Below are 23,855 nucleotides of genomic sequence, written 5' to 3'. Positions count from 1 at the left end.
TAAATCTCGGTGTCAGGCGGTTTTACACAGGCCAGGAACAGGAGAGCACCGTGATTACAACCGATAAGTCCAGCCGCTTCGCGGAAGTGGCGTTGCCGCATCTGGATGCAGCCTACAACCTGGCGCGCTGGCTGAGCGGCAGCGCAAGCGATGCGGACGATATCGTGCAGGATGCCTACCTTCGCGCATACCGGTTCTTTGACAGCTTCAACGGCGATAGTGCGCGCGCATGGCTCCTGGCAATCGTCAGGAACACGTGGTTCAGCGAATGGCGCAGGCGGCGCAATGCAGCCGATGGCACGCCCTACGACGACACGCTGCATGGCGACGAACGACTGCCGGGATGGATCGACGATATCGGCAGCAATCCAGAAATGCTGGCTGTGCGCCACGACGAAGTGCAACTGGTCCACCGCGCGCTCGAACGGTTGCCAGTCGTCTATCGCGAAGTGCTTGTCCTGCGCGAGCTCGAAGACATGAGCTATCGCGATATCGCCGTGGTTGCCGACATTCCGATCGGCACCGTGATGTCGCGCCTGGCGCGCGCACGTCACCTGCTCTGTGCAGCGGTGCGCGTCGAGCAGGCCAGGGTGCGCGGCAGCATCGACAGCAACGCGCTTCGCGAGGTGCCGGTGCGGGGCCATTCGATGGGAGCGAATCATGAATGATGATGCGATGGAAAACTCGCTGCACGGCATGCTGCGCGACGGATCGCTCTATCACCGCGCGCCGGCGCATCTGCCTGCGCGTGTGCTGGCCGGACTGCCGCGCGAACCGCGGCCCCGCATGGCCCGCTTTACCTGGCCAACGCTTTCCTCCGGCGGCGCGCTGGCGTGGGCGGGCGGCGGTCTTGCCGGGGTGGCGGCCTCGGCGCTGGTGTTCGGCGCGCTCATCCTGGTGAGGCCGCCGCAGGCCGATGCACTGGGGCAGGCGATCGTATCGAGCCACGTGCGCGCGCTGTTGTCGCAGCACCCGATCGATGTGGTCTCGACTGACCAGCACACGGTCAAGCCTTGGTTTAACGGCCGGCTCGACTATGCGCCGCCGGTCATCGACCTCGAGGCGAAGGGCTTCCCGCTGGAAGGCGGCCGGGTGGACTATATCGACCGCCGCACCGTTGGCGTACTGATCTACCGCTACCAGAAGCATCCGATCGATCTCTACATCCTGCCGGCGACGAACGGCGCATCGGTACCGGCAAGCTATTCCACTGACGGATACGCGGTTGCCCGCTGGCACCAGGACGGCATGAACTTCTGGGCCATCACCGATGCGGAGCCCGCGCACCTGCACGCCTTTGTACAAGCGCTTCGGGGCACGCAAGGCGAGCAGGAATAAACCGCGCGCCGCCAGCGTTTTACTGGTGCACGACGCACCTGTTCCGCGGGGATCCTGGATCGCCACCGAGACAGAGCGTCGTGCAGCCCCAAGGCACAGCCTCCGTGGCGACACGCTCTGTGCCTCGGCACCCTGGACTTACTTCTGGAGATTGTCATGAAATTCATGATTCCACTGGCCGCCGCTGCGCTGGCATCCTTCGCAGCCCAATCCTATGCCTTCGCTGGCCGCACCGAAAATACGTGCGCCGACTGCAGTACCCACGTTGCCGGGCCCCGCGATCCGTTCACCGACGGCGCGAAGGCAGACAAGTTCGATGTCTTCACGGACGGCGAGAAGGTCACGGACCCGCGCGATCCGTTCACCGATGGCGCTCACGCCTGAAATGCTGCTTTTGTGCCGCTGCCGCACGGTAACCGCTGTCGTGGGTTCCTGTGCGGCGTGCCCATCGCCAAGCCCTCAGAGACCATCTTTCCGGGCCTCCTGCTGAAGTACCACCCTGTACCCGTCCGGATCCTCGAAAATGAGTCCCTCCCGGTCCCGGTGAGGGTTGCCGTACCGCAGAGGGCGTGATCAGGCGCGAGGCATCCGCGCCGCCTTGGACAGCACGCGGACAGTCACCGGGTCATCACGGCCTCGCAGGCGTGCGGAAAGCTGCGGCAGCCCGGCGGCCAGAACGCCGGCATGCTGGAAGACCTGTTCTGAAACGATGGCCTCGCAAGCGAGTTCTTTTGTCAACTGCTCAAGTCTCGAGGCTACGTTCAACGGGTCACCAATCGCAGTGAACGCAATATGCTCGCGAAAACCAATCTGTCCCATTACCGCCCGGCCGCAGTGCAATCCAATGCCAAACCGGATCCTGGTCTGCAGCTGCTGCTCGAGCGCATCGTTGAGTTCATCAATGCTGGCTGCCACCAGCGGCACCGCGCATAGCGCCTGACGACAAGCGGCGGTCGGCTCGCCGCTCAAGCCAAAGATCGCAAGCACTGCGTCCCCCAGGAACTGGTTTGGCACGCCGCCCGCCTGAACCACCGCGGAGCAGACCGCACTCAGGAAGCGGCTGACCACGAACAGGCTGTCGAACGGTAGTTGTGCCGCCGCGAGGGTTGTGGAATCTCGCATATCCACGAACATGAACGCCGCGAATCGCTCTTGCGGCATCACGTCCCACTGGCGCCGTTGCAAGAAGGCCGCGGATGCAGCCGGTGGCACCAGTGGCCACACGGAGAGGTCATGGGTCGGCCGCAACTGGCAGGCGAGGCGCACTGTCTGCGAATCCGCTCCCAGCCGCTCCAGAACGCGCCGCTCTGCCTCGGCCGGCGCGGGCAGTGGCACGTCGCTGAGCACGCGTATCCGGCACAACGTGCATCGGGCGCGGCCGCCGCAGGTGCTGGCATGGGGAACACCGGCCAAGCGGCTGGCCTCGAGAACCGAAAATCCGAGTGGCGCGAAGACCTTTCGGCCGTCCGGATACAGAACGCAGAGCCGCCCGACCCGGCGCTCCCGCACCGTGCGCACCAGCCGCGCCGCGAGCACCAGCAGCAGAGCGCCACCATCGAAGAGCAAGAAGTCGTTGCGCAGCTCAGTGAGCCAGAGATTTTGCGGATCCGTTCCGATGATCGTTGGCCGCGTCGCGGCGGCGCGCCAGACAGGATCCTGTGCAAGCGCGACCACTTCCCGTCCGCCCTGCAGGAAGCCTAGCAGCGCGAGCACCGGGAGCAGCACGGCGACGCTTAGCAGCACGCTCCGCCACGCCGCAAACCATGGCTTCAACCGCAACCAGAACCAGATGCCGTAACACCCATGCAGCCAGGCAACCACCAACAGCAACAGCTGCACACGACCGAAGAACGGTGAAGCGATCCAGAACGAGTACAGCAACTGTGCGTAACCCTTGTCCAGGCCGAACGCGGCAAACGCGACCCGCGTGTTGACAACATGGTTGGCCAGCAGCGGCGGTATGCACAAGCCGAGGACAAGCTGCGCCACCTCACCTGGCGTCCAGTTCAGCGAGCGCCGTTCGTACAGAGCCCACAGACCCAGGAAGAAATGCGTCACCAGCGCGCTGTAAAGCACGGCCGTTCCAAGCCATCCCTGCCAGATGAACTTCTGCACAAGCAGATCACGCTCCAGCCATGCGAGCGAGATATTCCCCAGCGAGTGATTAAGGAGGTGCGTGCCTACGTAAGTGAACAACACCAGTCCGGTGGCCAGCCGGACCGTTCGCACACCCGCCGGCCGCAATCGTTGAAGATAGGGAAAGCGCGACATGCTCGACTCTCCAAGCGCAGGAGTGAACTACTGGGCGTTGACCAGTGCCGGCGAAGCTGAACTGGACGGCTTCATGACGGACCTGCGTGCGCATCCTGCTGCCTGGCCGACCCAGTGCGGTGCTTACGGTGGAATAAAACGGATGGCCTGACAGTCTAGCACTTGAACCCAATCGAGAGGCCCGCCGGATAGTCCGGCGATCTGCCTCTCCAACCCTAATCGTGAGGGCATCATGTCGTCAGATCTTCCATCCGATCCGTCGCGCCGCGGCGCGTTGAAGTGTCTCGCTTTCGGTGGTGCGGGCACCGTCTTCGTCCTGTCCGGCGGTGTTTTTGCGCCGGTGGAACTGGCCCTTGCCGCCACGGGGAAGGGCCCGTCAGTTGCCGCGGGCGTCCCCCTTTTCCTGCAGATCAGCGACACCCATATTGGCTTCAATAAGGAAGCCAATCCTGACGTCGCAGGCACGCTCAGGCAAACCATCGACTACGTCAACGCCATGCCGGTCAAGCCGGCGCTGACGATTCACACGGGCGACATAACGCATCTTTCCAGGGCGGAAGAGTTCGACCACGCGGCCCAATTGATGTCGGGCCTGAGTATCACCGAGTTGCACACCGTGCCTGGCGAGCATGATGTGACCGACGGGACTGGGACGGAATACTTCAACCGTTTTGGTCAGGCCTCGGGCAATAAGGGCTACTACAGCTTTGACCACAGTGGCGTCCACTTTATCGCCCTGGTCAACGTGATGCATTTCAAGCCAAACGGTTTGGGGGGCCTGGGCGACGATCAGCTCGCCTGGCTGAAAGCGGATCTGAAGGGGCGCTCAGCCAGCACACCGATCGTCGTCTTCGCTCACATGCCAATGTGGACAATCTACCAACCGTGGGGTTGGGGCACCGGGGATGCCGGCGAGGCAATGAGCTATCTGAAGCGTTTCGGTTCGGTCACTGTCTTGAACGGCCATATCCACCAGATTGTGTCGAAGGTGGAAGGCAATATCACCTTCCATACGGCGCGCTCGACGGCATATCCGCAACCGACGGCCGGCAATGGTCCCGGACCCATGCCGCTGACGGTGCCGAGCGATCAGCTTCCCAGAATGCTTGGCGTGACCAGCATCAAGGTCATGCGTCACCCGCTAGCAATGACGCTAGCCGACACGACGCTGGCCTGAATTGCAACACACGGCTCACCAACCAGGACCCAAATCATGCTAACGACTATCCTTCGCCGCGTCTGTGTCGTCCCCCTCGGGGTCGGGATGCTCATGGCGGCATTGGCTTTCGAGTTCTCCGTTGCGCAAGCGCAGGAGACTAATGCCGTCGCTGTGAAGAACTTCACGTTCTCGCCGATGTCGCTCACGGTCAAAGCTGGCTCGACCGTGACCTGGAAAAATCTCGATGGCGAACCGCACACGGTTGTCAACGACGCCGGTCTGTTCCACTCCAGCGCGCTCGATCAGAACGACACGTACAAGTTCAGGTTCGATAAACCGGGTGTCTACAAGATCTTCTGCGGGATACACCCGCATATGAAGGCGACAATCACCGTCCAGTAGGTGCGCTCTACAGGCTTCGCGTCGTTCACTGCGCAATCGAGTTGGGACGTCATGCCCTGGAGCAGCAGCTTTCGATGGAAGCCATCTTCATTCGGGAAACGGGCGGGAGCGAGGACCAGCAGGAAGGCGTAAGGGCGCTCACCGGAAAACGCCCGACCAGGTTTGCTGGCCGCAAAGTGGATCGGTCAGATGGAGATCACCGACCCTGAGTAGTTCGCGGCGTATAGCGAGGCATTGATGACCTCGAGATAGCTGGCAGGACCGCGCAGCGGAACGGGAGCGTGCGCCCGGTCATGAGGACGAAGCCGATATGGACGGCGACGGCAAGACGGTACAGGTGGCTGCGCCGGGCGTCGATCAGGGCCCGTTCTTTGGGAGAGTAGGTGAAGAACGTGGTCAACTCGAACTCGGTGAGTTCTCGCGGAATCTGCCGCATGCCGGGGTACGTCAGTTGCCAGTGCTACATCGCGCTTTCTCCCAAGCGTGAGATGGACTGCGGAGATTAGCGGCAATGAGACTGCGGCGCAACGTGCGAAGCGCAAAAGTGCCGTATGGAGCAACCGAATCGCCGGATAATGGCAGACAGCAACCCATTGATTCATCTGAATATTTACCTCGCCGTTGCCTGGAAACCCGCATGGATGCTAGGGACCGCTACCCCGGTAAACTGCAGCAAAATCAAGGAGACCCCCAGATGCCCGCTGCGCCCAGCGTGCGCGGGTTGGGGTACTGCGCCTGCAGCGCCAGTTCGGGAGACCGCAATTCCGGCCATTCCTGGGAATGGATTGAGGTCGAGCAGCACAAAATGGGTTCGGGCCCGGCCAAAAGCAACATAGACTTTCTCCCGGGCATAAACTGGAAGGAGGCGGCCGCAGTGCGTTTTGGCGCCCAGCGTTTCTGTTAGCCGCCGGGCGGAATCCCGAGTGTCCCGGGTGCCGGCTGCGCGGCGATAGCCACGCCACGCGGAAGCTGCCGTGCCAAATGCCATGAGTTACATTCGCGCACCGTTCACTGACGATCAGGTCCAGAAGCTCAACGAGAACCAAGTCGGCCTCGGCGGCCCGGTTCTGCGCGCCTTCATCTGCAGGAGCAGCGCCGATCATCGCCACGGAGTCGAAGGTGGCGCCCCTGGCATCCTGATTGCCACCAAATACGGCTGGGTTTGCCCACACTGCAAGTACAAAAGGGACTGGGCATTCGCGATCATGGCGACCCGGTTGACTCGCCCGCCGACCGCCATCCAATCCTTTGTCTATACGACGCCCTCAATCGAGAAGGCCAAGATCCTCCTCGGTCAATATGAACGACTTGCAACAACCGAGCGCCCCGGCGCGGCCGTGATGGTCGCCTGCATCAAGAATCGCATCGAGAAAATGTCGCTCCCCGGATTCGGCACTATCGAGCTCAACGAGATCCCCACTGACGCGGTGGTGAGACAATCAGAAGGACGTAATTGCCGAATTGTCTCGGGACAATCACATCTCCAAGCCGCCCTGCGCCTGACCGGCCGCGCGCTGGTGACGGATGCTGTCACCCATGAGCAGTTACACGTCCATGACATCGACGGCAAACTGTTTGCCATTTCGTCCGACGCCCAGGCAGTGCTGGACTCTGAAACATTTACGGCGATCGAACACGCCAAAGCCGGCCCGCGCGCGAGACGCGCATGAACTCGTTTCGCTGTACGCCGCACTGAACTCACATGGCACGGATCTCGATGCGAAGAGCGGGAGTCAGGGAGTTCGCTACCATTTTGGCGCAGTCTCCTACAGGCCGACTTGGCCGAGCTGCGTAGCAGCCCTCTACGCGAAACCTCCCTTCTGCGGCGCCCGGCAGGTGCTCGACTATCTGGGCCGCTACACGCATCGGGTCGCGATCTCCAATCACCGCCTCCTGAGCTTCGACGGCCACGAGGTCACGTTCCGCCGGAAGGACTACCGACAGGAGGCCGCGTGCAAGACGATGACACTCACGGCCGATGAGTTCATCCGTCGCTTCCTGCATGTCCTGCCCGACGGCTTCAAGCATATCCGCAGTTACGGGTGGTTGGCCAACCGGGCCGGACTACGCTCGCGCCAGCGCTGCCCGACGGGGCTGCGCAGCCGAATTACGGGTCCTTGCAGAGCCGCACGCAAACTGCCTTGACGCTGCCGGCAGGAGGCGTAGAATCTGCAGGGTCGGGTGCCGCAAGGTTCCCGATAATGGTTGTGAACCTTCTTCTTGAAGGCCTTCTGGACGGCGGTTCGATTCCGCCCAGGTCCACCAGAAGCACATTGCACGGGTAGTGCGCTTCTGATGGGCCTGACCTGGTTTCGACAGGGGGAGATAGGGTCGTGAGGCAACCCGTCAGAGAAGACGTTAAAACTAAATCGAAGTAAATGCTAACGACGAAAAGTTCGCATTGGCCGCCTAACAGCCGCCTTGGGTTGTAACTGACCTCGAAACAGAAAAGTTACTGACAAGGGCTCCTTCGGGGGCCCTTGTTCATTTGAGGGCTTGGCATCGATGGCAGCATGCGAATACTGAGGAATGCTCGATCACGACGGCAAATGGCAATCTGGTCCCCGCTATGTTTGCATTGATTGAGATGAATCCAGAATGGTTCGTTGCAATCGTGGGCGGTGCAGCGCCACGGGTTCGCCGGTCGGCTAGGTATCGTTGGAAAGTGATTCCTGTATTACGTTTCTGGCATCATGGCGACTAGGGAGAGGATATCGGGGTGATCGACTTTTAGCCCCAGAAGCTAATGCAGACGCAGGCCTGGCAGTGAACTGTTGGCTCCAACAGTGCGCGAGACCGTTGACAACCTCGCCAAGAATGCGCCGGCCGGCTCGGAGTCAGTGGTGGCGATCGTGAAGTCGGCTATTGCAGCCGCCGACAATACGTACGAGTCAGTGGAGCAGGCGGCCGCGCAGGCGGTGGAAATTGCAGAATCCAACCTCGAGGCCGCCGCCACGGTGGCAACGAATGCTGCCCAGCAAGCCGGCGCGAAGAGTACTGCCTCCAAGAAGGCTCCCACAGCAGCCTAATCCTGCTGCGGCGACACTCTCAAGCCGGGCGTGGCGCTCGGCGAAAGTGTTGATGCCCTGTTGCTTCTAACGCGCGAAGGGCTCTCGACGAAGGTCGAGAGCCCTCTCACTTTTTCGGAGAGCGCTCGCCTCCCTTGCCGCGGTGGTCCACTCGGGCCGTGGCTGTCGTTCCTATCGAACGCGGCGTCGCGGTTCACTGCCGGCGTCGCCCCTGCTTCATCACAAATCGGGTGGCGACCGGCGCATGCACGCACCATACTGGAAGTGATCGCCCGGAATGCAGCGATGCTTGTGGGGACGAGTTTTCGTCTCCACCTTCCGGAAGGAGGTATCCCATGTGTTACCGCGTTCATGATCTGGATCGCCCGCGAGAGAAAACGGCCCAGCAGCACACCCCGACGACCTTGTCGCTTCACCCCCGCCTCAACGAGCGGTGGGCGGCGTTGATGGCGTGGCTGCGTCCGTCTCCTAAGCCAGCTTGCCCGATGACGGCAACATCTTTGGAGCAGGCCGAGCCGGCTGAGGCCGCGGCGAAGCCGGTCCCTCGGCCCCTTGATCAGGCTTGCGCCGGCGCCAGCACCTCCGCCGAAGCCCGCGAGCGGGAAGCCGAGACGGCGTAGGCCGCCGATTACTGACCTGCCTGACTTCTTCGGACAATCGATGGCTATGCGCTGCTCGGGGACGCCAAGGTCGGCGCCGGCTGGCCCCAATGGGAGACGTTCGTCGGCGAGCGCGCCAGGGCCGTGGCCAGTCTGAACATTCAGCGGGCTTGAGCACTTGAGATTGCCATTTGCCCCACTCGGTTTCGTGCAGACCATGATGGCTTCGGGGGTCGCTTTCAGCTTCGACGGCTGGATTGTGCTTACGCTAGACAAGGCCAAGGCTTGAGGCTCACAACCGGCTCTGGAGCAGGTTGCCAGTCACTGCTTCAACCGGCGAGCAGCTTCCCATTAATAAGCATGTGCAGGGTTCTGACAAGGAGAACCACGATCGCGATGCTCAGCATGGCGAGGAGGATGATCGCAATCACCGTCACGGGCCAGGCCTGGACGAACATCGAGTATTTCAGCGCGGCACTCGCGAGGGCCGCCATCGGAAAGCTGATGGCCCACCAACCGGAAGCGAACGGAATTCCCTTGCGAAATACTTTAGGCGCCAGCGTAAGGAATATGAAGAGGCCGAAGTAGAACAGCAAGCCGGAGAAAGTGTCGACGCGTTGCGTAAAGTTGGTGTAGGCGAGAAAGCCCACTTCGAAGGGTGCCATCAGGATCAACAGGGAAGGAACCATGCCGGCGGGCAGGGGCTCGTGATGAATCATTCGCGACATGATCATCGTAAAGAACAAGAGGGCAATCATCGTTCCAACGGCCAGTGCGAACATGTTGACTTCATGGGCCCACGGCATTGGCATGCTTCCACCTGCAACCGCGATATCCAAAGTGGCGACTCCGGGGATAAACCAGGCAGGAACCGCGTGTGCAGCGTCAATCTTGCCCTGCAGCAGCCGGCTCGCAATCGTGAAACAGAGCGCGATCGTCGCAATTGTGCCCACTATCCAAATGACTTCGGCGAGCGGCTGGCTAAGTTGAGCAACGACCGAGGAGAGCAGCAGGATAGCGATCGTGATCGTGCCGAAGAAGTTGCCAGCGACGGGATGTCGGAACTCACCGCGGACCGCGTCCGGATGTTGGATTGCCTTGACGAGATATCCCGCGCTCAGCACCAGGAACACGATGATAGCGAGGATCCCGGCTGCCGCGGATATCAGTGGAGTTACCCCAAATTCCTGGCTGGCCTGGCGCCACGCGATCGAGAGTCCGGCAATGCCCATCACGGACGCAAACAGGTTGACGGGCAAGTTTTTGATGGAAGCGTTTCGTTGCAAAGCCTGCGCTTGGGTACTCGATAGTGTTGACACAGCACATTCTCCAGATTCTCGACGCGTTCGCCGGGGAATGCCGGGATAGTAGGTGCTTCCAACCAGAAAGATAATCTGCAATTATTAGGAATCATCCTCCCAAAAAATGAGAACGTGGCCGATCGTTTCGAATCCATGTCGATCCTGGTAGCCGTGGTCGACGCAGGCAGTTTTTCTGCAGCTGCCCGGCAGCTCGAGATTCCGCTTGCAACGGTCAGCCGCAAGGTCGCAGAACTGGAGTCACACCTGAAAACCCGACTCCTGCATCGCTCCACCCGGCGACTTGCGCTCACAGAAGCCGGACAGTCCTATGTCGCCGCGTGCCGGCGCATTCTCGATGAAGTTGGAGAAGCAGAGCGTGCCGCGTCGGGGGAATACGCGGTTCCTAAAGGTGAACTTGTCATTACTGCGCCCATCGTCTTCGGACGCTTGCACTTGTTGCCGGTGGTCGCGGAATTCCTCAAGACTTACCCGGACATCGATGTGCGGATGGTGCTGACCGACCGTGTGATGCATCTTCTTGAAGAGCAAGTCGACGTCGCAGTGCGGATCGCTGAACTACCCGACAGCAGTTTCATCGCGACGCGGATTGGTACAACGCGTCGGGTGGTATGCGCGAGCCCAGCCTACTTCGCTGAAAATGGCACGCCGACGACCCCCCTTGAGCTAGCCGGCCATGCATGCATCACCATGGACCAGATTGCATCCAGGCAAGTCTGGACTTTCCTGTCGGGCAAGGCGGAGGTGGAGGTGCCCATCCGCTCGCGGCTTGTCGTGAGCACTGCCGAAGCCGCAATCGACGCGGCGGTGGCCGGGGTCGGCCTCACTCGCGTGCTGTCCTACCAGATGGCGGACGCGATGCGTGCCGGTGCGGTCAAGACCACGCTCGAAGCGTTCGAGCCAGCACCGTGGCCCATCAGCCTAGTTCACCCTGGGCAGGGGATTCTGCCGCTGAAGTTGCGCGCATTTCTTGATTTCGCCGGGCCACGATTGAAGGCTCGGTTGAAGGAACTAGACGTCTAATGGGCTTATGCTTTGCTCGAGGCCCGCAGATATCTAGGTCACCGCCTCGGGCGTGCCGAGCCGGGCACGCACTGCTTTCACCAAAGCCAACATTGCACTCCACGCAAGCCTCAGGGCCAATTCATCTTCCCGCTTACTAATAGAAAGCATGGTCCAGCTTTGCTCCTGGGTAGCCGATATCGTCTTTCCTGGATCGACATATGAATGGCCCCAACCGCGCGGTATTCGGCCAGTCGCCGGCCATTGGTCGACCGATTGAATCTGCAGCCGGGAACCGCCGCGCGTTGAGATTGCACCGAGCGGCGGGGCCTCTGTCGATCGCGGGGCGCGGCCAAATAAGGGCCGGTTCGCGCAATCTCACTAACGGGAAGCGCCCGCCTTCCGTTAGTGAGCCGAGCTCTTCATCGTTCGTGCTTGACGATGAACGCTTCAATCGTGTCGTGCTGCAGAGCGGGTTTTTCCAGGAAGATGAAGTGACCACCGTCCAAGATGGCAAACTTGGCGCCTGGAATCCGCTCGGCAAGCTCAGCGGAGAAGTGCGGCGGGGCGCAGAAGTCGCGCTTGCCTACCAGCACCAGCGTTGGCGTCGTGATCGACGGGAGATCATCAAAGGCGTCGTGCCCTACGATCATGTCGATCCGGGCGAAGTCGATCTTCGGTTCGAACGTGACTGCCGATGCAGTGTTGACCCACGCCTGCACCTGCTCCGGATGCTCGCGAATAAACCTCGGATCGAAGAGGAATAGTGCGTTTGCCTCGGTGGACGCGCGCAGGCCGGAATCGGTCAGCATGCGTCGCCGCATATCGAACTGACGACCGCGTCGATGGCCTGCGCCATGTCCCGCGCGTGTTGCGTAATCGTCATATCGCGTGCGGTGTGCTCGGACCCACCGGTGCCGCGATGGTCAGGTACGATCACTTGGTAATGCTCGGCGAAAAGATCGATCTGTGGGCCCCAGGATGCGCCTGCTCCCGCAAGCCCCGCCAGAAGAAGCACGGGCGAACCCTGGCCGTTGACCTTGTAGTGGATCGAGACACCGTCGGACGTTACGTATGGCACGTTGCTTCTCCGGGTTCAGCACGACGCGAAGGAGAGGTCGAGCGAGTCGACCATCGCGCGGTCGAGATTCATATTAGTGCGGCCGTGCCTGCCTGACGAGCGCTAACGCTGGCGCAGGCGGTCCACAAGATCTCTCAAGGAAGGCAGGGGGGCAACGTTTGATGAGTCCTCGCCCCCCTGGACGCGAAAGAGGCTGATCAATACGCCGTAAAGCGCCAGGACTGGTTGATGGCCACACTATTTCGCGCACCGACGAAGGTCGCTATGTATGTGCCGGCAGCGATGGGCTGCGTGGGGAGCAGGAAAACCACGCCTCGATACAGGCTCGCGTCCGCGATAGCCGAAGCAACCGAGCCAGCCTTGGATTCGGCAGGCACCAAGATGCGAGCCGGCACGGAATTGCCGCCTGGCCCCGTTAGGGTGAAGTTTGAAACCGTCAACACGTCGGATGGCTTTTCCACGTTGACCCGGAACATGATCGGGGGACCGGCGGTGGCCAGATCGGGCGCCGGATTCGGGATCTCGTCACCAGGAACGAACAAGCCGTGGACGTCGGCATTGTTGGCTGGGTAGTAGGCGCCAGTGCCGGGAGGCAGCTGTTGGCCGCCCCATTGGGCCAGGCCATAGCCGCCGGTCCCGGCTGCGGTCACCACGCCAAAGTTCGCCACGCAGTAGTTATCACGCATGGCCAGGCCGATGGTCTCCTGATTGCTGGTAATCCCCTGCAAGTGGTAAACCGAGTTCGCCATCGAGGCAAGACAGCGGCCGATCTCGCCATTGTAAGCATTCTGTCCGACCCATTGTTTGTGCGAGCCGCCCACAGCAAGCACCTGGTGGTACGGATCGGGGCTAGTGAAACCCGGATTCCCAGGGATCTCCGTGTGGCTCATCACTGCGTTGAGCTTCATATACTCCAGGTGGTTTTCAGCCGCAGCGTCCAGGGCGGGGTCTTGCCGCAACGCACCTACACCCATTGCGACGCGCAAGGCGTTGACAGCGTTGAAGAATTCGAGGCGCGGGTCGGTTCGGAAGTAAGTGGATTTGTGCGTGATTGAGGTCCGAGCAGAAGAAGAGAGCTGCTTGCTGATGGTCGGCGTGCTCGGCAGGTTTGAGGCGATCGTTGGAGGGGTGGCACCTGCGCTATCAATGCGGGCGCAGACCGCGACGAAGGCAGACGTCGCGGCGACTGCGAAGAGGCTCTTTCTCACGTTTTTCCGGTTGTTTTAGGTCTGTACAAGCAGGGCTCAGGATCCGCGTGGGACCCTGGCAAATCCGCTCCCGGAGGCTTAACGTGAAAGTGCGAAGATTCGTGCACACGAGCATGCGCGCCTGCGGGCGGCAAGCTTGGGGGGCGTGGGTAGGGCGCACCGTCCGCGCTCAAACAGATGCAAGAACCTGGAGGCTGTCCAGGTGCCCATGAAGCGCGATCTGAGTATTAGTGTTCGACCCTGCCATTGGGGGGCGGCCCAAGATAAGGAAGGTCATCGCGGACCTGCGGGGGAACGACGGTCGCATGTCGGACCCAAAGCAGCCTCTCAGTTGCGATGAACCGAATGACTTTTGTTGAACCGATATCAGACGGTAACCTCAGTTAGCTAATGACGCTGGTGCTGGCAGAGGTCGCCCAATCATGCCCAACCATGTTAAAGGCGAAATGCTCACCTTGGCACATCGCTCGCGGGCTCGGATGGTGTCCTGCGGTCAACCCCTATATTCGGACGCTCTTGTGTTCCGCCAGCAGTGTCGCCCCTCGCATCGTCAGGAATGCATCCAGAGAAAGGGGTGAGCGGCGCAGGGCACTCCACTCACCCGAAAAAAGCGCTGAAGTGGTTTCGAAGCGAAACCTTTCTAACGGCAGATCGAGGCAGGCGCTGAGGCCGAGGCGGGGTGTCGGAAATACATTCCATCCAGGACACTGTGCGTGTGGAGCTGCGACGAATGGACAACCGAACATTTCGTTTGGGAAATACTCCTATTTCAGGCCACTCTCCTTGTCAGGCACCAATTGCCCACAGTAGCACCAAGGCTTACATTTTTAAAGTAAGCCCGCCGTCCACAACAAGTTCCGTCCCGGTGACGTAGCGTGCAGCATCCGATGCCAGATACAAGACCGCTTCGGCAACATCCCAAGCGTCGCCTTGCCGGCCCACTTGGAATCTGAGCGCTGCGAGCAGCCCGTAGCGATTTCAATTGTTCCGGAGGTCGACGCTGCCCGTCAACAGTCTCTACCATGGGGGTCATTATGTAGCCTGGCACGACTGCATTTACGCGAATACCCTGATCTGCGAAGTCCACTGCAGTGGTCCGTGTGAGATGGCTTACGGCAGCTTTGGTGGCGTAGTAAGTGGCGTATGCCGTGCCAGTATGGCGCAAGGCCGCTGAGGATGACATGTTGACAATCGAGCCGCCTCCGTTCGCGATCATTAGCGGAATCACGTGCTTCATCGTTAAAAAGAACGATCTGACGTTGATGGCGAAGACTCGATCCCAATCTTCCTCGGATACGTCCACAACGCTTCCAGGTGCCGCAACGCCAACGTTGTTGTAGAGGACGTCGACGTTTCCGAAGGCCTCAATCGTCTTGCCAACGAGATTGGGAACATCTGAACTGTTACTCGCGTCCGCCTGCAATGCAATCGCGTGACCGCCTTCCTTGCGTATGAGTTCGGCAGTTTCGGCGGCCGCCTCTGCATTGATGTCAACGCATACGACCCGCGCACCTTCGCGGGAAAATAGAACCGAACTTGCCTTGTCGTTACCCCAGCCTGGCCCACGGGAACCAGCACCAATGACGAGCGCCGTCTTGTTATCGAGACGTTTTTTCAATGAATATCCTTTGGAAGTCATTCTCTGTGATTTCGATAAATTGAGGGCGATGGTCGTCCTGCGTGGGGACGAAGGCACATGCCAGCTTTAAGATTCGGTGACGTCGCGATCCGATGAAACGGACTAGTCCAGATGAATATTGGATTCTGTCGCGATAGCCTTCCAGATCGGGATGTCGTTGGCATTGGTTGCCTGTTGCTGTTCGCCCGGAACATAGTCGACAGTTACCCCGAGGCTGAGCAGTTTGTCGATCACAGGCTTCTCCTTCAACACGACCTTGAGCGCATTCGATAGTTTTTCGACAATTGGCCTGGGGGTTCCCGCTGGGGCATACATGACCCAGTTCTGCACTCTGTCGAAATCGATGCCTTGTTCCCTGTAGCTGGCAACCTGCGGCATGCTCGGGGAACGTTGCGTACAGACGGCCAGCGCCTTGATCTTGCCCTCCTTCACGAATGGAGTGGCTGTCACCATGTCCACGACGCCCAGAGAAATGTGTCCACCAAGGATGTCGGTGATGATTTGACTGGTCCCCTTGTAGGGGATGTGCTGAAGCGGGATTCCGCCTTTTTGCCGCAGGATTTCGCCGCAGAAGTGCCCGCCCGATCCCTGACCCCAGCTTGCATACTGTACGGGGGAATGTCTTGCCACCATGCGCAGCTCAGCCAGATTGCCTGCCGGAAAACTGTTGGCGGCCACCACGACCAGGGCGGACGTTCCGATCTGCCCGAGGCTGGCAAAGTCCCGGATCGGATCATAGGGAAGCTTTGTATAGGTTGCTGGAGCCAGGGTATGTGACGACATCCCGCCGATCATGATGGTGTAACCATCCGGAGGTGACACTGCCACTGCGCGTGTGCCGATCGTCCCGGCCGCGCCGGGCTTGTTTTCCACGACGATTGGCTGCTTGAGCTGGAGCGCCATGCGATCGGCAAGTAGTCTACCCACGACGTCGCCACCGCCACCGGCGCCATATGGTAGTAGCATGCGAATCGGTTTCACTGGATAACTATCTGATGTGCTGGCATGAGCGATTGTCGTTATTGCGAAGATAGCTACTGCGATGACCTGCTTCATTCTGTCCCCTCTCTTGGCCGAATTGAGGCGGCCTTATTGGTATGCAATGTTGGGTGGGCCGGGCATGGCCGGTTCCAGGACGCGCAAACGATCCGACTTTCCCGCCGGCCCCAGGAAAAGCCCCTTAATCGGTCGTGATCGGAGTCCTGGACACGACTTCGCGCCAGCGGACCGTTTCGCGGTTCATCAGCGTCTGGAGGTCCTTTCCGCCGATTGCCATCGGAACGGTACCCAGCTCATTGAGCCGTTGCTGTACCTCGGGCTCGTTCATAACCTGGCCCATTACCGTCGTCAGCCGGGCGCTGATATCCGCCGGGGTCTTGGCGGGAGCAAAGACGGCAAGCCAGCTTGCGCTCTCCGCGCCTTTGACGCCCGCCTCTGAAATCGACGGAACGTTCGGCAGTACCGTGAGGCGCTTTTCGCTGAGCGAGGCAAGCGCACGCAACGATCCAGCCCGAATGAAGCCTAGCGTGGAAGACGGATAGTCGAACGCTATGTCGACATTGCCCGCAAGCAGGTCCTGAATGGCTGGGGAGCTTCCGCGATATGGCACGTGCGTCAGGTTGGTTTTCGTGATCTCCATGAAGACCAGGGCCGCAAGGTGCGCTGCCGTGCCGTTGCCAGCGGTGGCGAGGTTGACCTTGCCAGGATTCTTCTGCGCGTATGTGACGAGTTCCCTGACGTCCTTGAATGGGCTCTTCGCGTTGGTGACGATAATGGCCGGGGCGTCGCATACCGTATAGATCGCGGTGAAATCCTTGTCGGTGGGTAGCCGGGTCTTGTTGATCAGCGGGTTCGTAATCTGCGTCACGCGCGATCCAAATAGCAACGTGTAGCCGTCAGCCTTGGATCGCCCCACATACTCCGTCGCGACTGCGCCGCCGCCGCCGGCACGGTTTTCCACCACCACAGGCTGACCGAGACGAGTGCCAAGGCTCTTGCCGATCAATCGCGCTGCGCTATCGGTCACGCCGCCCGGGGCAAAGGGAACGACAAGAGTGATGGGCCTGGATGGATAGGTGTCGGCTGCGGCAAGCCCGGATCCGCCAAGAATTGCGACGCCTGCCGCGATGACTGCGATGTGCTTGATGACTTGTTTCATGGTACTGCCTACGTGGTGGTGGTTCGTCACGGGTGGCCCCCGTCAAGTGCGGTCCAGCATGGCCATGACCGCTGCGTTGTACCGGTCGCCAGCAACCTTCTCGGGTGAGAATAGATCGCCCACCGTTGCTACTTCAGATTCGGTGAAGTCGACCGCCAACGCGCCAAGGTTCTCATCGAGAAATGGCAGAGTGTCGGCGCCACAGATGGCAACGACGCGTGGGTTCTTTCGAATGAGCCACGCCAACGAGAGTTGTGCGAGCGTGCAGCCCTTGGCTGTCGCGATGGCTGCGAGTTGGTCCACCAAAGCCAGGTTCCATGCGAAGTTCTCTGCCGAGAACCTTGGATACTTCCGACGGACATCATCCTGGGCCAGATCGTCCAGCGAACGGATATGACCGGTGAGCATGCCGCGACCCAGTGGGGAGAAGGCCATGAGCGTGACTTGCAGCGCATCGCACTCCTTAAGCAACTCGGCCTCGACATCCTTCGTCCACAGCGAGTATTCGCATTGGATGGCGGCAATCGGATACGTGCCGCAGGCGCGTCGAAGCGTTCGCTGCGAGACTTCGCAGAGCCCCAGCGCCTTCACCTTGCCCGCGTGGACCAATTCCTCCATCGCGCCGACGGTTTCCTCGATCGGCACATTGGGGTCAACCCGGTGTTGAAAGTAGATGTCGATCTGGTCGATTCCCAAGCGCTTCAGCGACGCGTCGCAGGCTTGTCGCACGTATTCGGGTGTTCCGCAGACTCCGAATCCACTGTCCGTCTGGACATAACCGAACTTGGTCGAAACAATGGCTTCATCCCGGCGGCCCTTCAGGGCTTTGGCAACCAGTTGCTCGTTGTGTCCCCAGCCATAGAAGTCCGCCGTGTCGATGAAGTTGAGGCCTCGACCCAGTGCTTTCTGAATAACCGCGAGTGACTCTGAGTCATCGCGTTTTCCATAAGCACTGCTCATGGAGTAACAGCCCAGTGCGATAGGCGCCGAGGCTAGATTCGATCGCCCAAGTCTGCGGACTTCATCCAAGTTCTCACCTTCCATTGTGAAATTCTCCGTTGCGAGTGGCGGTACGACGTATGGCATGCCGCACAGCGGCGGCATGCCCGATTGACGAATCGAACGGTCTCAGTCGTTCGAAAACCTTGCGCCCCCTGCTGGGCGGATGTACCTGGGAATGGGCATGCCGGCTCGCTCCGCCGCTGCCAGGATGCCGGCCTCGATGGCGCCGGCATCGCGGACACTGTCGAACTCGCCATCCTTGAAGATGATGTTTGCCCCGTAGACGACCATGAAACCTTCGGCCGCCTCCTTCGCATCGGCGGGAACCGAGAAGCTGTGCACGGATCCACCCGGCTCGTACAGGTAGCTACCTGCCGTTTGAGGATCGTCCGGATACTCCACGTAGTTCCACTGGCCCTTCGTCGTAAAGAAGTGAACGGTACCGGTATGGAAGTGGGGTGGCAGTTGCGCGCCCGGTTCGAATTTTCCGTAAAGCACCCAGATGCCGTTCTCGCGATCGAGGAAGAGAGGAATGATCGTCGAGCCAAGTTCCGAGCCGGGGAACTCGGTAGCGTCATTGATGTTGACGGTAAGCAGGCGATCTTGGTGTGTGACGACTTTTGGGAGGGACATGCTAACTCCGGGAGGGACTGATTATTTCGACTTAGACGCGGATGATTGCTACCTTGCCGTCCCATTCCTGGGCGGCCTCGGCGACTTTCTTGAAGTACTCGCCCTTGCCGCCACGCGTTTCAGAGATCTCGATGACGCAGCTCGGCAGATCCTTGTGGACCAGGTAGGTGAAACGGCCGCGTTGACCCATCTGGCCCGCGTGACCCTCCACGTAACCGGCTTCGATCAACTGTGCGCGAAGCTCGTCGTAGTGGTCCTCCGTCCAGAACGCGACGTGCTGCATGCAGTCGCCACCGGCTGCCTTGAGCGAATCGCGATACAGGGACGGCGCGTCGTCGTGCTGCTGGATCAACTCAAGCTGGATGAAGTCGGAGTTGGCCACCGCAATCGAAATCTTCGGCGGCGTGGATTCCTTGCCGTAGTAGGTAAAGACGGACGGTGTCGCGTCTTCACGGTAGAACCAGGGGCCAACGCCGAGTACGCGCGACCAGTGTTCCATGGCCTTCTCGATATCCTTGACGATGTAGCCGATCTGGTGAATTCCGCCGTAGATTTTGCTCATGTGTATGCACTCCGAACAGATGATTGAATGGGTGAAGCGAGGGCGAATGAACCCCTGCCGCACGACTGGGGCGTGCGGTCGGGAGCCATTCGGAAGGGTTTTAGAGGGAGAGGGCGCCGTCGACCCGAAGCTCGATACCGGTGATGTACCTGGCGTCGTCGCTGGCCAGGAACGCGGCGGCATTCCCGATATCCTCGGGCGTACCCTGACGTCCCATCGGGCAGCGCGCATCGCGGTCGATGTTCGCTTGAACGGGGTCCGCATAGAGCTTTGTTGCATGCGCCGTGCGAATCATCCCCGGCAGGATGACGTTGACGCGTACCTGGTCCCTGGCATAGCGCCGGGCGAGGACCCGGGTCATGTGATTCACCGCTGCCTTCGACGTGTTGTACGAGAGATAGAACGTTGTGGGGCTGGGGCGAATACTGGCGGTCGACGAGATGTTCACGACAGATCCACCGCCTTGCCTGACCATCAGGGGGATGAACTGCTGGCACGCAAACAGGACACTCTTGAGATTGATGTCGTGGATGCGATCCCATGCTTCCTCTGTGATCTCTTCCAGCTCGCAGACGTGTTCGGTCCCAACGTTGTTGTGAAGGATGTCGACCCGACCGTAGCGCTCGATCGTGAGATTCTTGAGGGCGACGATGTCTTCCAGATTTGCGGCGTTGGCTTGCGCGGCAACGGCCTTCCCGCCCGCTTCGACGATGTTGTCCACGGTCCGCTGGGCGGCAGCGACGTCCATGTCCACGCATACAACGATAGCGCCGTCCCTTGCATAGCATTGCGCCGCGGCGCCGCCGTTGCTCAGACCTTGCGGCGGATTGCCGCCGCCAATCACCACCGCGATACGGCCTTCAAGTTTTCGTTGCATGGCGTTATCCGATGTGAAGGTTGGCTTTCTGCGACAGCGATCGGTACTTTTTCACTTCGCTTGTCAGGAAGGCTGCGAATTCAGTGAGCGTGTTCGGCGCGGCAGTCACCCCGAGCGCGAGCAACTTCTCTGCGACGTCGGGCTTGCGAAGAATGGTCGCCACATCGGTGCTGATCTTCTGCGCAACGGCTGCAGGAAGCCGGGCAGGCGCAAAGAGGCCAGCCCAGGAGGTCAGGTCATAACCTGGCACGCCAGACTCCGCGATCGTTGGCACTGACGGTAACAAGGGCGACCGAGTCTTTGTGGTGACGGCAAGCGCCTTCAGCTTCTTCTCCTTGATGAAGGGGATCCCCGCTGACAGGTTGTCAAAGCCGAGCTGAATCTGCCCGGCAAGCAGATCATTCAGGGCAGCCGCACTGCCTTTGTATGGCACGTGGACCATCTTCAATCCGGTCATCTCGCAGAAGAGTTCCCCTGAAAGATGCGGAGAGGTGCCATTGCCCACGGAAGCGTACGAATACTTGTTGGGGTTCGCTCGCACCAGGTCGATCATCTGCGTGAGGTTGTCAGCTGGGAAGCTCGGGTGGGCGAGCAGCACATTGGCCAGCGTTCCCACCAATGTCAGCGCTGTGAAATCGCGAAGCGGGTCGTACTTGATGTTCTTGTAGAGGGCGGGGTTGATCGCATGAGACGCAATGCCACCCATCAGCAGCGTGTACCCATTGCCGGCAGACCGTGCAACGTATTCGGCTCCAATGCTGCCGCCAGCGCCTGCACGATTCTCGACGACGACTGGCTGGCCCCACATCTGCGAGAGGCCGGTACCAATGAGCCGAGCCATCACGTCCGAAGCACCTCCGGGAGGGTTCGGCACGACGAGCGTGACCGGCTTGGTGGGAAAGGCGCCATTGGCTGCGCCGGCCAGAGTTGGCAAAGGAGAGGTTCCGGCAACGGCGAGCGTAGCCAGGAACCTGCGGCGATTCATCATAAGACTGTCTCCGAATATTTTGGTCTGCTTCGCCTGCAGTGGATGACCACTAGCCAGCGGCATGGCTTCCATACTAATATCGTTATTAGTCGTTTTCAAGAGGATCTGCGCAGACAAGCGGACTTCTTGGGCGCCTGGTCACCCATCCACATCAAATACCGAGGAGAAGAAATGACGATTCCGTACCCTGATATGACGGCTGTCGCAAAGGAATGGCAGGAGGTGGTGGAGCGAAAGCCTCTCAACGTCTTCAAGATGCTGTTCCACTCGCCGAACATGGCGCCCGGCTACTTCTCCCTTGCCGAAGGGATCCTCCGCAGCAATACGCTGCCGGGTCCGTTGCGCGAACTAGTGATCCTGCGGGTTGGAAATCTTTATGACGCGCCGTACGAGCTGTTTCACCACGAGCGCCTGGCTCGGGCTGCTGGCCTGTCGGAGGCGGGGATCAGCGGCGCCAGGCTGGGTGCCGATGCCGAGGGACTGACGGACGAGGAGCGCTCGCTCATCACGTGGACGGACAGTATTGTGAACAATCACGAACTGGTCGGCGACGAACGTAGGGATGCCGTAGCCAGGTTTGGCTACAAGGGACTCATGGATATTGTCATGACGGTGGGCTTCTACCAGCTCGTGTGCAACTACCTGCGCACGTTCGAGATCGTCATCGAGCGCTAGTAGCGGGCGCGCGGAGGCGCGCAGGAGTGCCGAATCATCAGTTCCACCGGTACCCGAATCGTCTCCGCTTGCAGTCCGGCTTTGGACGTGCCACGAAGGCGCGCCACCAGCATACGCGCGGCAATCCTTCCGCACTCCCCGATATCCCATTTGAGGGAGGTGATCGGAGGCGTGTGGAGGCGTGCAAGATCCGTGTCACCGATACCGATGATGGAAATCTCTTCGGGTACTCTCAGTCCCGAAGACGCGATCCCGGAAAGCACGCCGGCCAGCATGCCTGTTCCCAGGCAGATGATGGCGGTAGGGCGGTGCTTATGTTCCAGTAGCGCGCGCGTCTGGCTATAGGCTTCCTGGCTGGAGGCATCCAGTTCGGCAATCAGCATGGGATCCAGCGGTATGCGGGCTTCCTTCAGCGCCATTTCATAACCACGCAGTCGCTCGCGTCCGGGCCGGATCTTCGACGCCGGGGTCAGCACAGCAATACGTTTGTGGCCAAGGCCAATCAGGTAGCGCATTGCCTCCAGGGCGCCGCTCATGTGATCGACGATGACGGCATCTCCCAGACCATTGCTTTCTCGATCGTGGAAGACAATCGGCAACTTGGTAGCCTTCAGGACCTGCGCCACCTTCTTGTTGCTTTCATCCGCATGCGCAACGATCAGTCCATCGACCCGCCCCGACCCATAGGCGTTCAGCAGGGCGACCTCGCGCTCCGGCTGGCTGTGCGTGCTCGACACGAAAAGGAGGTAGCCCGCTTCATCGAGCACTTCTTCGGCTGCAGCCAGGAATACACCGTGCAGCGGGTTGGAAATGTCGGAGACCAGCGCCGCGACCGTGTTCGAACGCTGACTCTTCAGTCCCTGCGCCATAGGATTCGGAACATAGCCGAGTTCGCGGACCGAGGCCTCCACGAGCTGGCGGGCCTCTTCGGAAACCCAGTTCTTCCCTGTAATGACCCTTGAGACGGTGCCCTGCGACACGCCCGCATGACGGGCTACATCGAGCACTGTGATTCGCTTTTTCTCAGCGGGCATGTTGGGTCGGCAGGGCCATGGCAGGGCACCCATTGTAAGCCAGCCCGCCAGGTCGACTTTCAAAGCAAAACTCACCAGGTTGTTCGGGTATGGCTTTCGCCACTTTGTGGGCTGCAAACCATCAAGCATGGTTGCGTTGTACTAATAACGTTTTTAGAATCCACTGCTACGGTCGCCGATGACACCAAAAAGGGGCGACGCTTATGGAAGGGGACCAGGACGTGACGTCAAACCAATGGGGCGCCCTCTCACCAGGCTTTGATGCAGAACTGCGATCAATGGCCAGTGAAAGACGGGTCCAGCGCGGGGGCATCCTGTTCGCACATGGATCGCCGCCGGACGCTTTCTACTGCATCGAGCAGGGGCGACTCCGCGTAAGTGTCTCCGGTCCCAATGGCCGGGAGGCAGTCATTGGCATGTATGAAGCTGGCCAATGGTTCGGCGAGGTATCGCTGTTCTCCGGAACACCACATCCCTATGACACGCGGGCCACCGAGACGACGGACGTGCTTGTGGTTGCTGCTGCGGTGTTCCATCGACTCGTCGCGGAACGTCCCGAATTCCTGCTGGAACTGACACGGCTGGTCAGTCAGCGTCTTCGGCTGGCGCTCGACTGGATCGACGAGACCATACTTTTGACCTTGCCGGTCAGGCTGGCAAGAAGGTTGATCGCGGCAACGGCAATCCACGGTCAGACCGTGCGCCACGGTGATCCAGTATCGCTGCGCATTTCCCAGGAGGAACTGAGCCACATGCTTGGCGTATCGCGGCAAAGCGTCAACCGTCAGCTCAAGGAGTGGGAAGCCAAGAAGATTCTGCGCCTGGAGTACGGCACCGTGACGTTGCTAGACCAAGGCGCGTTGCAGGACTTGGCCTAGC

At 60.3% G+C, this 23,855-nt stretch carries 24 protein-coding genes, 1 other RNA gene and 3 pseudogenes; 12 read left to right on the top strand and 16 right to left on the bottom strand.

From position 1 onward, the window contains the following. Positions 1-50: 50 nt before the first annotated feature. The 3 genes from RS901_RS33960 (at position 51) to RS901_RS33950 (ending at position 1,722) form a co-directional block, all read left to right on the top strand. Positions 51-668 (top strand): RNA polymerase sigma factor, encoded by a 618-nt coding sequence (locus tag RS901_RS33960; protein WP_316155016.1) that lies wholly within the window; start codon positions 51-53, stop codon positions 666-668. A 7-nt stretch (positions 669-675) separates the two neighbouring features. Next, positions 676-1,338: an anti-sigma factor family protein gene (locus tag RS901_RS33955; RefSeq protein WP_410054207.1), complete on the top strand. Its 663-nt coding sequence runs from the start codon at positions 676-678 to the stop codon at positions 1,336-1,338. A gap of 156 nt (positions 1,339-1,494) precedes the next feature. Beyond that, positions 1,495-1,722 (top strand): hypothetical protein, encoded by a 228-nt coding sequence (locus RS901_RS33950; RefSeq protein ID WP_316155014.1) that lies wholly within the window; start codon positions 1,495-1,497, stop codon positions 1,720-1,722. 75 nt (positions 1,723-1,797) lie between these two features. Here the strand turns inward: RS901_RS33950 and RS901_RS38950 are convergent, their stop codons facing one another. Beyond that, on the bottom strand, positions 1,798-1,902 hold the full coding sequence (locus RS901_RS38950) for a hypothetical protein (RefSeq protein WP_410054247.1): 105 nt from the start codon (positions 1,900-1,902) through the stop codon (positions 1,798-1,800). 9 nt (positions 1,903-1,911) lie between these two features. Further along, positions 1,912-3,609, bottom strand: a complete 1,698-nt coding sequence (locus RS901_RS33945; protein WP_316155013.1) for an adenylate/guanylate cyclase domain-containing protein — start codon at positions 3,607-3,609, stop codon at positions 1,912-1,914. A gap of 232 nt (positions 3,610-3,841) precedes the next feature. On the opposite strand from RS901_RS33945, the gene RS901_RS33940 reads away from it, so the two are divergent. After that, positions 3,842-4,786, top strand: coding sequence for a metallophosphoesterase family protein (locus RS901_RS33940; protein ID WP_316155012.1), 945 nt, complete (start codon positions 3,842-3,844; stop codon positions 4,784-4,786). A 36-nt stretch (positions 4,787-4,822) separates the two neighbouring features. Next, complete coding sequence (locus RS901_RS33935; protein WP_316155011.1) at positions 4,823-5,170, top strand: cupredoxin family copper-binding protein; 348 nt, start codon at positions 4,823-4,825, stop codon at positions 5,168-5,170. A gap of 277 nt (positions 5,171-5,447) precedes the next feature. On the opposite strand, the pseudogene RS901_RS33930 reads toward RS901_RS33935, so the two are convergent. After that, a pseudogene (locus tag RS901_RS33930) lies at positions 5,448-5,606 on the bottom strand (DUF4158 domain-containing protein); the annotation flags it as partial. A 550-nt stretch (positions 5,607-6,156) separates the two neighbouring features. Here RS901_RS33930 and RS901_RS33925 point away from each other — a divergent pair. The 4 genes and pseudogenes from RS901_RS33925 to RS901_RS33910 form a co-directional block, all read left to right on the top strand. Then, positions 6,157-6,840, top strand: a complete 684-nt coding sequence (locus tag RS901_RS33925) for a hypothetical protein (RefSeq protein WP_316155010.1) — start codon at positions 6,157-6,159, stop codon at positions 6,838-6,840. A gap of 130 nt (positions 6,841-6,970) precedes the next feature. Beyond that, positions 6,971-7,225: pseudogene (locus RS901_RS33920) on the top strand (transposase); the annotation flags it as partial. 72 nt (positions 7,226-7,297) lie between these two features. Further along, positions 7,298-7,657: a transfer-messenger RNA gene (gene ssrA, locus RS901_RS33915) on the top strand. A 299-nt stretch (positions 7,658-7,956) separates the two neighbouring features. After that, positions 7,957-8,199, top strand: a pseudogene (locus RS901_RS33910) (phasin family protein); the annotation flags it as partial. Positions 8,200-9,127: 928 nt separating this feature from the next. On the opposite strand, the gene RS901_RS33905 reads toward RS901_RS33910, so the two are convergent. Further along, positions 9,128-10,117, bottom strand: coding sequence for an SLAC1 anion channel family protein (locus tag RS901_RS33905; protein ID WP_316155009.1), 990 nt, complete (start codon positions 10,115-10,117; stop codon positions 9,128-9,130). 135 nt (positions 10,118-10,252) lie between these two features. On the opposite strand from RS901_RS33905, the gene RS901_RS33900 reads away from it, so the two are divergent. Next, complete coding sequence (locus tag RS901_RS33900; RefSeq protein ID WP_316157355.1) at positions 10,253-11,140, top strand: LysR family transcriptional regulator; 888 nt, start codon at positions 10,253-10,255, stop codon at positions 11,138-11,140. 401 nt (positions 11,141-11,541) lie between these two features. Here the strand turns inward: RS901_RS33900 and RS901_RS33895 are convergent, their stop codons facing one another. The 11 genes from RS901_RS33895 to RS901_RS33840 all read right to left on the bottom strand — a co-directional run bounded on the left by RS901_RS33895 (position 11,542) and on the right by RS901_RS33840 (position 21,384). Next, positions 11,542-11,931, bottom strand: coding sequence for an alpha/beta hydrolase (locus RS901_RS33895; RefSeq protein WP_316155008.1), 390 nt, complete (start codon positions 11,929-11,931; stop codon positions 11,542-11,544). Beyond that, on the bottom strand, positions 11,925-12,200 hold the full coding sequence (locus tag RS901_RS33890; RefSeq protein WP_316155007.1) for an alpha/beta fold hydrolase: 276 nt from the start codon (positions 12,198-12,200) through the stop codon (positions 11,925-11,927). Before RS901_RS33890 ends, RS901_RS33895 begins: the two co-directional genes overlap by 7 nt. 197 nt (positions 12,201-12,397) lie before the next feature. Continuing rightward, the gene (locus tag RS901_RS33885; RefSeq protein ID WP_316155006.1) at positions 12,398-13,408 is read right to left on the bottom strand and encodes a CAP domain-containing protein; all 1,011 of its coding nucleotides are present in this window, start codon (positions 13,406-13,408) and stop codon (positions 12,398-12,400) included. Positions 13,409-14,177: 769 nt separating this feature from the next. Next, on the bottom strand, positions 14,178-15,026 hold the full coding sequence (locus RS901_RS33875; protein WP_425476457.1) for an SDR family NAD(P)-dependent oxidoreductase: 849 nt from the start codon (positions 15,024-15,026) through the stop codon (positions 14,178-14,180). A 123-nt stretch (positions 15,027-15,149) separates the two neighbouring features. Continuing rightward, positions 15,150-16,103 carry a Bug family tripartite tricarboxylate transporter substrate binding protein gene (locus tag RS901_RS33870; RefSeq protein ID WP_316155005.1) on the bottom strand — a complete coding sequence of 318 codons (954 nt, stop codon included), beginning with the start codon at positions 16,101-16,103 and terminating at the stop codon, positions 15,150-15,152. A 124-nt stretch (positions 16,104-16,227) separates the two neighbouring features. Next, positions 16,228-17,205: a tripartite tricarboxylate transporter substrate binding protein gene (locus RS901_RS33865; protein ID WP_316155004.1), complete on the bottom strand. Its 978-nt coding sequence runs from the start codon at positions 17,203-17,205 to the stop codon at positions 16,228-16,230. 42 nt (positions 17,206-17,247) lie between these two features. Further along, positions 17,248-18,249 carry an aldo/keto reductase gene (locus tag RS901_RS33860; RefSeq protein WP_316155003.1) on the bottom strand — a complete coding sequence of 334 codons (1,002 nt, stop codon included), beginning with the start codon at positions 18,247-18,249 and terminating at the stop codon, positions 17,248-17,250. 84 nt (positions 18,250-18,333) lie between these two features. Then, positions 18,334-18,840, bottom strand: a complete 507-nt coding sequence (locus RS901_RS33855) for a 2,4'-dihydroxyacetophenone dioxygenase family protein (protein ID WP_316155002.1) — start codon at positions 18,838-18,840, stop codon at positions 18,334-18,336. Between the two features lie 31 nt (positions 18,841-18,871). Next, entirely contained in the window at positions 18,872-19,402 is a 531-nt protein-coding gene (locus tag RS901_RS33850) for a VOC family protein (protein ID WP_316155001.1), read from the bottom strand. A 100-nt stretch (positions 19,403-19,502) separates the two neighbouring features. Beyond that, positions 19,503-20,279, bottom strand: coding sequence for an SDR family oxidoreductase (locus RS901_RS33845; protein ID WP_316155000.1), 777 nt, complete (start codon positions 20,277-20,279; stop codon positions 19,503-19,505). 4 nt (positions 20,280-20,283) lie between these two features. Further along, positions 20,284-21,384: a tripartite tricarboxylate transporter substrate binding protein gene (locus RS901_RS33840; RefSeq protein WP_316154999.1), complete on the bottom strand. Its 1,101-nt coding sequence runs from the start codon at positions 21,382-21,384 to the stop codon at positions 20,284-20,286. A gap of 54 nt (positions 21,385-21,438) precedes the next feature. On the opposite strand from RS901_RS33840, the gene RS901_RS33835 reads away from it, so the two are divergent. After that, a complete protein-coding gene (locus tag RS901_RS33835) occupies positions 21,439-21,942 on the top strand; it encodes a carboxymuconolactone decarboxylase family protein (protein WP_316154998.1) in 504 nt (167 codons plus the stop codon). Here the strand turns inward: RS901_RS33835 and RS901_RS33830 are convergent. After that, positions 21,939-22,976, bottom strand: coding sequence for a LacI family DNA-binding transcriptional regulator (locus RS901_RS33830; protein WP_316154997.1), 1,038 nt, complete (start codon positions 22,974-22,976; stop codon positions 21,939-21,941). The genes RS901_RS33835 and RS901_RS33830 overlap by 4 nt on opposite strands. Before the next feature lie 203 nt (positions 22,977-23,179). On the opposite strand from RS901_RS33830, the gene RS901_RS33825 reads away from it, so the two are divergent. Continuing rightward, positions 23,180-23,854: a Crp/Fnr family transcriptional regulator gene (locus RS901_RS33825; protein WP_316154996.1), complete on the top strand. Its 675-nt coding sequence runs from the start codon at positions 23,180-23,182 to the stop codon at positions 23,852-23,854. Position 23,855: the final 1 nt, after the last annotated feature.

It is taken from the genome of Cupriavidus sp. BIC8F, from assembly GCF_032465815.1.
GTDB lineage: Bacteria > Pseudomonadota > Gammaproteobacteria > Burkholderiales > Burkholderiaceae > Cupriavidus > Cupriavidus necator.
This window is presented reverse-complemented; position numbering and strand designations above follow the sequence as displayed.